General features: G+C 70.5%; 11 protein-coding genes. 8 read left to right on the forward strand and 3 right to left on the reverse strand.

All coding sequences use genetic code 11. The annotated features are described in order from the left end of the window. Positions 1-39: 39 nt before the first annotated feature. Complete coding sequence (locus VGV13_14945; GenBank protein HEV8642391.1) at positions 40-735, reverse strand: LuxR C-terminal-related transcriptional regulator; 696 nt, start codon at positions 733-735, stop codon at positions 40-42. A gap of 275 nt (positions 736-1,010) precedes the next feature. Between VGV13_14945 and VGV13_14950 the strand changes: the two genes are divergently transcribed. From VGV13_14950 to cobA, 8 genes are read left to right on the forward strand one after another with little or no spacing between them, the layout of a single operon-like run. Next, positions 1,011-2,711 (forward strand): nitrite/sulfite reductase, encoded by a 1,701-nt coding sequence (locus VGV13_14950; GenBank protein ID HEV8642392.1) that lies wholly within the window; start codon positions 1,011-1,013, stop codon positions 2,709-2,711. A 13-nt stretch (positions 2,712-2,724) separates the two neighbouring features. Beyond that, the gene (locus VGV13_14955; GenBank protein ID HEV8642393.1) at positions 2,725-3,558 is read left to right on the forward strand and encodes a uroporphyrinogen-III synthase; all 834 of its coding nucleotides are present in this window, start codon (positions 2,725-2,727) and stop codon (positions 3,556-3,558) included. Beyond that, positions 3,545-4,270 (forward strand): phosphoadenylyl-sulfate reductase, encoded by a 726-nt coding sequence (locus VGV13_14960; GenBank protein ID HEV8642394.1) that lies wholly within the window; start codon positions 3,545-3,547, stop codon positions 4,268-4,270. Before VGV13_14955 ends, VGV13_14960 begins: the two co-directional genes overlap by 14 nt. Continuing rightward, on the forward strand, positions 4,267-5,157 hold the full coding sequence (locus VGV13_14965) for a sulfite exporter TauE/SafE family protein (GenBank protein ID HEV8642395.1): 891 nt from the start codon (positions 4,267-4,269) through the stop codon (positions 5,155-5,157). Before VGV13_14960 ends, VGV13_14965 begins: the two co-directional genes overlap by 4 nt. Next, positions 5,157-6,341 carry a sulfate adenylyltransferase gene (gene sat, locus VGV13_14970; GenBank protein HEV8642396.1) on the forward strand — a complete coding sequence of 395 codons (1,185 nt, stop codon included), beginning with the start codon at positions 5,157-5,159 and terminating at the stop codon, positions 6,339-6,341. Before VGV13_14965 ends, sat begins: the two co-directional genes overlap by 1 nt. Before the next feature lie 58 nt (positions 6,342-6,399). Next, positions 6,400-6,723: a hypothetical protein gene (locus VGV13_14975; protein HEV8642397.1), complete on the forward strand. Its 324-nt coding sequence runs from the start codon at positions 6,400-6,402 to the stop codon at positions 6,721-6,723. After that, positions 6,723-7,349 (forward strand): bifunctional precorrin-2 dehydrogenase/sirohydrochlorin ferrochelatase, encoded by a 627-nt coding sequence (locus VGV13_14980; protein HEV8642398.1) that lies wholly within the window; start codon positions 6,723-6,725, stop codon positions 7,347-7,349. Before VGV13_14975 ends, VGV13_14980 begins: the two co-directional genes overlap by 1 nt. After that, positions 7,349-8,248 carry a uroporphyrinogen-III C-methyltransferase gene (gene cobA, locus VGV13_14985; GenBank protein ID HEV8642399.1) on the forward strand — a complete coding sequence of 300 codons (900 nt, stop codon included), beginning with the start codon at positions 7,349-7,351 and terminating at the stop codon, positions 8,246-8,248. Before VGV13_14980 ends, cobA begins: the two co-directional genes overlap by 1 nt. On the opposite strand, the gene VGV13_14990 is transcribed toward cobA, so the two are convergent. Continuing rightward, positions 8,155-8,841: an ABC transporter ATP-binding protein gene (locus VGV13_14990; protein ID HEV8642400.1), complete on the reverse strand. Its 687-nt coding sequence runs from the start codon at positions 8,839-8,841 to the stop codon at positions 8,155-8,157. The two genes, cobA and VGV13_14990, sit on opposite strands and share 94 nt — an antisense overlap. Before the next feature lie 4 nt (positions 8,842-8,845). Beyond that, the coding region (locus VGV13_14995; protein ID HEV8642401.1) for an ABC transporter ATP-binding protein at positions 8,846-9,566 on the reverse strand (721 nt) is incomplete at its 5' end.

Consider the following 9,566-nt stretch of genomic DNA (forward strand, 5'->3'; position numbering starts at 1 on the left):
CTAGGCGTCCGCGGCGATTTCGGATATGCCGGGGAAGGGTTAGAGCAGGCCGTGATTGGTGGCGTGCGCGACTGCCTGCAGGCGGCTGTGCACGCCGAGCTTGCCCAGGAGATTCTGCACGTGGTTGCGGACGGTGGCCAGGCTCACGCCGAGGCGGTCCGCGGCGGCACGCGTGCTGGTGCCCGTCGCCAGAAGGCGCAGGACCTCGAGCTCGCGGCGCGTCAGTGGACCTGATGCCGGCGTCGTCTCGGGGCGCGGCTCTGACGCGTGACCGCCGTTCCGCCGCGCCGGGGCGCGCCCGGTCACGTCGCGGAACAGATGAATCGTGAGCGTGCCGGCGCTGCGTTCCGACGGGACGGCGAGGGTGCTCACGTTGAGCCGGATGAGCCGCCCCGCCTTGGTCCGCGTCCAGATGTCGAAATCCTCGACCGGCTGACCGTGGCGCGCGGCCGCGATCACCGGACTGTCGTCTCGGCACACCGGCTCGCCGTTGCCGTCGCGGCCTTCGAGAAGATCGCAACACGGGCGGCCGACGGCTTCGCCAGCGCCCCACCCGAGCAGGCGCTGAGCCGCGGGATTCCAGTAGACGATTCGCCCGCTGGTGTCGGCCACGAGCGCGCCGTCCCCGGCCCGGCTGAGAGCCTGAAACAATCCGGTTTCCTCGAGTCGGTTCACCGCGCACCCCCGTTTAACGACATCACCTTGGTGCAAATACACCAGCAAGACGGCTGCCACTGTAAAGCGCAATTAAATCGCTAAGTTGCTGGCTGGGCCCGAGCGAGCTCCCTGGGAGCTTCTCCTAGACCGACTGGAATTCCTGAAGTGTCGCTCGCGAGGCGCCGGAGTGATTACCGAGAAACCAGAAGGAGAGATGCGGAGTGGGGGAACCGGGAAGACCTGCCGATCGCTCGCTAGACCTCTCCGATGATCTACGTAAGGCACCGGAAGATCAGGCCTGTATTCATTCTTGACATTTCCGATCCGGAAATGTATTTATGCGATTCACAGCCATGAGCGACGTCGTCCAGCACGAGACCAAGGCCCAGCGAGTCGAGCGGCTCAAGCGCGAGGTGAACCCGTGGGAGGCGTACGACCAGATCGTGCGCTTCGCCCGCGAGGGTTACGCGTCGATTCCCCCCGAGTGGCTCAACACCTACTTCCGGTGGTGGGGCATCTACACGCAGGGTGACGGCGTCGGCGCCGTCGGAGGCAAGGGGGGCGAGGGCCGCGCGACGCCGTACTTCATGGTCCGCCTGAGAATTCCGAACGGGATGCTCCTGTCCCATCAGGTGCGGACCCTTGCGGACCTGGCCGAGCGCCACGCGCGGAGCGTCGCCGACATCACGGTCCGACAGAACATCCAGCTCCACTGGGTGACGGTGGAGGCGCTTCCGGACATCTTCCAGAGCCTGTGGCGGTCCGGGCTCACGACGATGGGGGCGTGCGGCGACGACACGCGCAACGTCACCGGCTGCCCGCTGGCCGGCGTCGATGCTGACGAGATCGTGGACGCCTCGCCGCTGGTCCACGCGGCGACGCGCCTGCTGAACGGCAACCCCGAGTTCTACAACCTGCCGCGCAAGTACAAGATCTCCGTCACCGGGTGCCGCGTGTGGTGCTCCTACCCCGAGATCAACGACGTCGGCATGACGGCGCTCCGGCATCCCCGCTCGGGCGAGATCGGGTTTTCCGTGCGCGTGGGCGGGGGGCTTTCCACCGATCCCCACTTCGGAGTGCGGCTCGACGCATTCGTGCGCTGGAATCAGGTCCTGCCGGTCATCCGTGGGATCTCCGAAATCTTCCGCGACAGCGACGTGCTGCGGCAGAGCCGCGAGAAGGCGCGGCTCAAGTTCCTGTTCCTCACCCACGGGTGGACGGCCGAGCGCTTGCTGCGCGCGCTCGAGGAGCGCGTGGGCTTCGCGCTCGACCCGGCGCCGCCCGAGGATCCGCCCGAGGACGTCTACCGCGACCACGTGGGCATCCGTCCCCAGAAGCAGCCGGGCTACGTCTATGCGGGCCTGGCTGTGCTCCGGGGGCGGGTCACCCCCGCCCAGCTACGGGCCGTCGCCGACCTGGCCGACCGCTATGGCACCGGTGAGCTGCGCACGACCAACATGCAGAACCTCCTTGTCCTCAACGTGCGGCGCGACCGGGTCCGGGGGCTCGCCGACGAGCTGGAGCCGACCGGGCTCCGGCTGGAGGCATCTCCGTTCTGGCGGGGGACGATCGCCTGCACCGGGAGCGAGTTCTGCAAGATCGCCCTCACCGAGACCAAAGGATTCGCGCGCGGGCTCGTGGACGAGCTGGAGCGGCGGCTGCCGGGCTTCGATCAGCACCTGAAGATCCACATCACCGGCTGCCCGAACAGCTGTGGTCAGCACTGGATCGCCGATCTCGGCATCGAGGGCAAGAAGGTGAAAGTGAATGGGGCCCTGGTGGACGCCTACTACTTCTGTGTCGGGGGCGCCGTCGGCAGGCACCAGGCCAAGGCCCGCCCGGTCGGCTACCGCGTGGCCGCCACGGAGGTGGCCGACGCCATCGAGCGGCTGCTCACGGTCTACCTCGCCGAGCGCCGGCACGGGGAAACTTTCCGGCAGTTCAGCGCCCGGCACACGGACCAGGAGCTGCGCGAGTTTCTCGCTGGGCACGAAGCGGCGGCGGTCGCGCGCGACCCTTCGCCGGGACGCCCGCCTCACGGCGTGGACGGCTGACGGCGGCGAGAGTATGTCGTCACTTCGCGGAAAGACCATTGCCATCACGGAGGCCCGTCGCGCCACCGAGTTGACCGCCCTCATCACGAAGCTCGGTGGGGTGCCGTACTCCGCCCCGGCGCTGCGCGAGGTCCCGCGGCGCGACCGCGGGCCCGCGCTGGCGGTGCTCGACCGCATCTGCCGGGGTGGGGTCGGCCTGATTCTCTTCCTGACCGGCGTGGGGACGCGGGCGTTCCTGGAGCTGGCGGCCACGGTGGGCCAGCGTGAGGCGTTACTCCAGGCACTGGGGGCGATGGTCGTGGTGGCGCGCGGGCCCAAGCCGATCGCGGTGCTCCGCGAGGCGCGAGTCAGGGTCGACCTGGTGCCCTCGGAGCCGACCTCGGAAGGACTCCTGAGCGCGCTCGCCGGCCGTGACCTACGCGGGACGACGGTAGCGGTCCAGCTCTACGGCGAGGACAACCCGTTCCTCGTAGAGGGTCTGGTGGCGCGGGGGGCGACCGTGCTCGAGATCCCACTCTACGAGTGGGCGCTGCCCGAAGACGAGGGGCCGCTGGTCCGCCTGGTCCAGGACCTCGTCGACGGGCGCGTCGACGTCGTGGCCTTCACGAGCTCGCCCCAGATCAAGCATCTCACCCTGGTGGCCGAGCGCATCGGCCTGCGCGACCAACTGTTGAAGGCGCTGCGCGAGCGGGCCATCGTGGCGGTCATCGGTCCGGTCTGCGAGGCGGCGCTGAGAGAGCACGACATCACGCCGCGGATTCGGGCCGACAAGGGGACGATGGGCGCGCTCGTTCACCGGATCGCCGACCACTTGACCCAGGAGGAGCGTGTCCATGGCGGTGCGTGACCGATCGCAGGCGGTCGAGGCGCAGCGCGAAGCGTTGGAGACGAAGAATGCCGAGGCGCTGTTGGCCTGGGCACTGGGCGAGTTTCATCCGCGGATCGGGCTCGCGGCCAGCTTCGGCGCCGAGGACGTGGTCCTGATCGACATGCTGGTCAGGCTCGAGCCGACGGCGCGGGTGTTCACGCTCGACACCGGGCGTCTGCCCGCTGAGACCTACAGTCTGATAGACGCGATCCGCGAGCGGTACGGTCTGGCCGTCGAGGTCTATTTCCCCCAGGCCGACGCCGTCGAGGCGATGGCCCGGGAGCACGGGGTCAACCTGTTCTACACGAGCATCGAGAAGCGGAAGCTCTGCTGCCGCGTGCGCAAGGTGGAACCCCTCGGCCGGGCCCTGCGGGGCCTCGACGCCTGGATCACGGGACTCCGCCGGGAGCAGGCGGTGACGCGAGCCCAGGTGCGCAAGGTCGAGGTGGACCCGGAGCACGGTGGGCTGATCAAGCTGAACCCGCTGGCCGACTGGACGTCGGAGCAGGTGTGGACGTACATCCGCGCTCACGACGTGCCCTACAACGCGCTGCACGACCGCGGCTACCCCAGCATCGGCTGCGCGCCGTGCACGCGCGCCGTCGAGCCCGGCGAGGATCCGCGCGCGGGGCGCTGGTGGTGGGAGAGCGCGGACACGAAGGAGTGCGGGCTCCACGTGACGAAGCGATGAGCGTTGAGCTGGCCACGCTGGCGCTGATCACGCTCTCGGCCGCGGTCGTCAACGGCGCGTTGGGCCACGGCTTTTCCTCGATCACCGTTCCGGTCGCGCTGCTGTTCTACCCGAGTCGGATCTTGAATCCGGCGCTGGTCCTGGTCGAGACGGTGATCAACGGCTATGTCCTCGTCATCAGCCGGCGCAGCGTCCCCGTAGTCTGGCGGCGGGTGTTGCCGCTCTTCGTGGGCCTGGTGCCAGGCATTCTCGCCGGGGCCTGGCTCCTCTCCTCGCTCGACCCCGCCTGGCTCAGGCTCTACGTCTTCGCCGCCCTCCTTCCGCTGATCCTGCTCCAGGCCGCCGGAGTGAGGCGGCCCGTGCGCGCTGAGAGCGCGGTGGGCGTCCCATTTGGGGCCGGCGTCGGCGTGCTCTATTCCGTCACCACGATCTCCGGCCCTCCGCTGGCGCTGCTGTTCAACAACCAGGGATTCGTGAAACAGGAGTTTCGGGCCGCACTCGGCCTCATCCGGGTGGCCGAGTCCACCCTGACGGCCATCGCCTATCTCCTGCTCGGACTCTACAGCGCCCCCGGCATGGGTCTCCTGCTGGCGATCGTGCCCAGCGTCCTGATCGGGATCCCGCTCGGCGCCGCGCTAGTGCGACGCCTCGATGCGGAGACCTTTCGTCGGGTGTGCATGAGCTTCGACGCTTGGGTGGTAGGGTTCGGGCTCTCGCGGACTCTCGTCGGTCTCGTCCCTGCTTCGAGCCCCGCCGCCTACGGGATCTGGATCGCGGCGGTCGCTATCGACGCCTACCTCCTGCGGGCGTTCTTCCGGAGCCGTGCACGTCATCGGGTCCCGGCTCGGGTCGGCGTCCTGCACCCCACGACGGGCGGCGCCGCCTGATGGCCGGGGCTCACTCGCGTCCCGCCGCCGACCTGATCCCGCCGCACGGCGGCGCGCTGGTGAACCGGGTCCTGGCGGGCGAGGCCCGCGCCGAGGCGATCGCCCGGGCCCCCGAGCTGCCGAAGATCTCGCTCAACGCCCGCGCGATGTCCGACCTCGAGCTCCTGGCCACCGGGGCCTTCAGCCCGCTGGAGGGCTTCATGGGCCGGGCCGACTACCGGCGGGTCGTCCATGAAATGCGCCTGGCCAGCGGGGTCGTGTGGACGCTCCCCATCACGCTCGCCGTCGACCAGGACGCTGCTCGGCGCCTGAAAGAGGGATCACCGGTTGCGCTGATCGCGCCCTGGGAAGAGGTGCTGGGGCTGCTGCACCTCCAGGACAGGTACGACTACGACCGGCGCGAAGAGGCGCGCCTGGTCTACGGGACCGAGGACCTCGCGCATCCCGGCGTCGCTTATCTGATGGGACGCGGCGAGGTTCTGCTGGGCGGCCCGGTCGATCTGGTCCAGCAACCGCCGCTCGGCGGATTCGAGGAGTTCCGGCTGGATCCCGCCGCCACCCGCGCTCTCTTCCGCGAGCGGGGCTGGCGCACGGTGGCGGCGTTCCAGACGCGGAATCCCATCCATCGATCCCACGAGTACATCCAGAAGTGTGCCCTGGAGCTGATGGACGGGCTGCTGATCCACCCGCTGGTGGGCAAGACCAAGCTCGACGACGTGCCGTCGGACGTCCGGTTCCTCTGCTACCGCGCCCTCGTGCGGCACTACTTTCCGGCCGAGCGCATCGCGCTGGCGGTGTTTCCCGGCGCCATGCGCTATGCGGGGCCCCGCGAGGCCGCCTTCCACGCTCTGGTTCGCAAGAACTACGGATGCACGCACTTCATCGTCGGGCGCGATGCCGCCGGCGTGGGGAGCTACTATGCCCCGTACGCGGCCCACGATCTCCTCCGGTCCTTCGGCCGGGAGGAGCTCGGCATCGAGCCGCTGTTCTTCTTCGAGACCTTTTTCTGCCGACGGTGCGACGCGGTGGCCTCGACCAAGACCTGCCCCCACCAGGGGGCGGATCGCGTGGCGCTGTCGGGCACGCGCGTTCGCGAGCTGTTGCGACGCGGCGATCCGCTGCCGCCGGAGTTCACGCGGCCAGAGGTGGCGGCGGTGCTCGCCGAGTGGGCGCAGAGTCGGTGACCATGCGCGGAGCCGGGTCGTGCTCTGGACGAGAACCCGTCGGCCCCGGAGGGACGCGATGAGCCCAGCGGCGAGCGAGACGGAGAAGATCGCCGACTCTTCCGGTCGCCGCGTCGGCCTGCGCGCCGTTCCCCGGCGGCCACCCCGGACCTTCCTGGAAGAGCTGGTGCTCTCGGTGCTCCAGCGCGATCGGACGATGCTCTTGGAGGACCTCGCCGAGCGCGTCGCCGGGGCCCTCTACGCCGACGCGCTTCGCCACGGCGCCGGGGCCCTGGACATCGGCGTCTTCGGCGCGAAGCTGTTCGTCCCCGCTGTCGTCCGCGAAGTGGAGGAGGGCCACGGGACATTGTGGGAGATCCAGCCACCAGAGGGGGAGCGGTGATGGGGTACTATCCGATCTTCGTCGACATGCGCGAGCGACCCGCGCTCGTCGTGGGCGGCGGTGACGTGGCCGAGCGCAAGGTCGACGCTCTGCTTCGCGTCGAAGCCCGCGTGACCGTCGTGAGCCCCACGCTCACCGCGCGCCTGGCGGCCTGGGTCCGCCAGGGCCGTATTCGGCACCTCGGGCGAACCTACCGAGCCCGAGACATCCGGGGCCATCAGTTCGCCTTCGTCGCCACCGATGACGGCGCCGCGAACGCCGCCGTGGCCCGGGATGGCCGGCAGCGCGGTGTCTGGGTGAACGCGGCCGACGATCCCGCCCACTGCGACTTCATCCTCCCTTCGGTCCTCCGCCGGGGCGATCTCACGGTGGCGGTGGCGACGGGGGGCACCAGCCCCGCCCTGGCCCGCGCCGTGCGGGAGGAGCTGGAGGCCTACCTGACCGATGATTACGCAACGCTCGCCGAGATCGTCGGAGAGGTCCGGCGCGAGCTCCGCGCCCGTGAGCGCTCGCCCGATGCGGAGACGTGGAACCGCGCCCTGGGCCCCGACCTGCGAGCGCTCGTCGCCGCGGGCCGGCCCGAGGCGGCCAAGCGTCGCTTGCTCGAGCGTCTGGGAGCGGCCTGATGCGCCGAGGGGCAGTCGCGCTCGTCGGCGCCGGCCCCGGTGATCCCGGGCTGCTGACGCTGCGGGGCCGGCGACTCTTGCGGCGGGCGGACGTGATCGTCTACGACCGCCTCGTCGATCCGCGCCTGCTCGAGCTGGCCCCGCCCCGGGCGCTCAGGATCTTCGCCGGCAAGGCGAACGGCGCTCACACGCTTCCTCAGCCCGAGATCAACGAGCTCCTGATCGCCCACGCGCGTCGCGGCCGGCGCGTCGTGCGACTGAAGGGCGGCGACCCCTTCGTCTTCGGCCGCGGCGGCGAGGAAGCCGAAGCGCTCGCGGGGGCGGGGATTCCGTTCGAGGTGGTCCCCGGGGTCAGCTCGGCGGTGGCGGTCCCCGCCTACGCCGGCATCCCGCTGACCCATCGTGGCCTCTCCTCCTCATTCGCCGTCGTCACCGGCCACGAGGATCGATGCAAGCAGGGCCCCGGGGTGGACTGGGCCCGCCTGGCGACCGCCGTCGATACCATCGTCGTCCTCATGGGCGCCGCGAGCCTCCCGCAGATCGCGAGCCGGCTCGTGGCTCACGGACGCCGGCCGGACACCCCGGTGGCGCTCATTCGCGCGGGCACGACGGCCGGGCAGCAGACGGTCACCGGCACCCTGGCCGACATCGCCGCCCGAGCCGCGGAAGCCCGCCTGGAGCCGCCCGTCGTGATCGTGATCGGCGACGTCGTGTCTCTCCGCGCGCGCCTCGTTCGAGCGCCGGCTTTGCCGGCGCAATCAGTGGGGGAGGCCTCGGAGGGGGCCGCAGAGGCCCCCGCCGATCTTCAGCCGCCGAGATACGCGCGGCGGACGTGGTCGTCCCCCAACAGGTCGGCCCCGCGGCCTTCGAGGACGATGCGGCCCGTCTCCATCACGTAGCCGCGGTCGGCCATCCGCAGCGCCAGGTAGGCGTTCTGCTCGACCATGAGCACGGTCGTGCCGCTCCGCCGGATGTCGGCGATGATCGCGAACGTCGTCTCCACCACGGTGGGGGCCAGCCCCAGCGACGGCTCGTCGAACAGGATGAGCTTCGGCCGCGCCATCAGCGCCCGTCCGATGGCGAGCATCTGCTGCTCGCCACCCGAGAGCGTGCCCGCCATCTGACGCCGCCGCTCCCCCAGGATCGGAAAGTGAGCGCAGACGCGCTCGACGTCCTCGGCGATGGCCCGCCGCTGGCGACGGACGTAGGCGCCCATCTCGAGGTTTTCCTGCACGGTGAGGTAGGGGAAGACGCGCCGCCCCTCCGGACAGTGGGCGAGGCCGGCCTCCAGAATATCGGCCGGCTCGCGCCCCTGGATCTCGCGGCCGTCGAAGACGATCCGCCCGGCGGCGGGGCGCAGGAGGCCCGAGATTGCCCGCAGCGTGGACGTCTTGCCGGCGCCGTTGGCGCCGATGAGACAGACCAGCTCACCCTGGCGAACCTCGAGGTCGAGGCCGCGCAGCGCGGCGATGGGACCGTAGGCCGCCTGCACCCCCTCAAGCCGGAGCAGCGGCGGACCCCAGGTAGGCGCGGATCACCTCGGGATGCGACTGGATCGCGGCCGGCGGACCCTCGGCGATGACGGCGCCGTGATTGAGCACGACGACGGTGTCGGAAATCCCCATGACCATCCGCATGTCGTGCTCGACGAGAAGGACGGTGATGCCACCGTCGCGGATCTTGCGGATGAGGCCGCTCGCCCTGTCCTTCTCGGCGGCCGTCATCCCCGCCGCCGGCTCGTCGAGGAGCAAGAGGGACGGCCGGGCGGCCAGCGCCAGGGCCAGCTCGACCAGGCGCTGCTCGCCGTAGGGCAAACTGCTGGCGATCTCGCGTCGCCGGGGGGCCAGCCCCACGAACGCGATGATCGCCTCGGCGTCAGCGGCGAGGCGCGCGTCCTCCTCCCGCACGCGCCGCCGGCCGACCAGCGCGCTGGCCACGTCCGCGGTTCCCCGCAGGTGGAGTCCGATCATCACGTTGTCGGTGACGCTGAGCGCCGGGAAGACGCTGGTCTTCTGAAAGGTGCGGACGACGCCGCGGCGGGCGATCGCGGAGGGGCGGAGCCCGGTCAGCGACGCGCCCTGGTAGGTGACGCGGCCCGTGTTCGGACGCAGGTAACCGGTGATCGCGTTGAACGCCGTAGTCTTGCCCGCGCCGTTGGGGCCGATGAGGCTGGTGATGGTGCCCGGCCGCACGTCGAACGACACGCCTCCCAGCGCG

Source organism: Candidatus Methylomirabilota bacterium, from assembly GCA_036001065.1.
Lineage (GTDB): Bacteria > Methylomirabilota > Methylomirabilia > Rokubacteriales > CSP1-6 > MNEF01.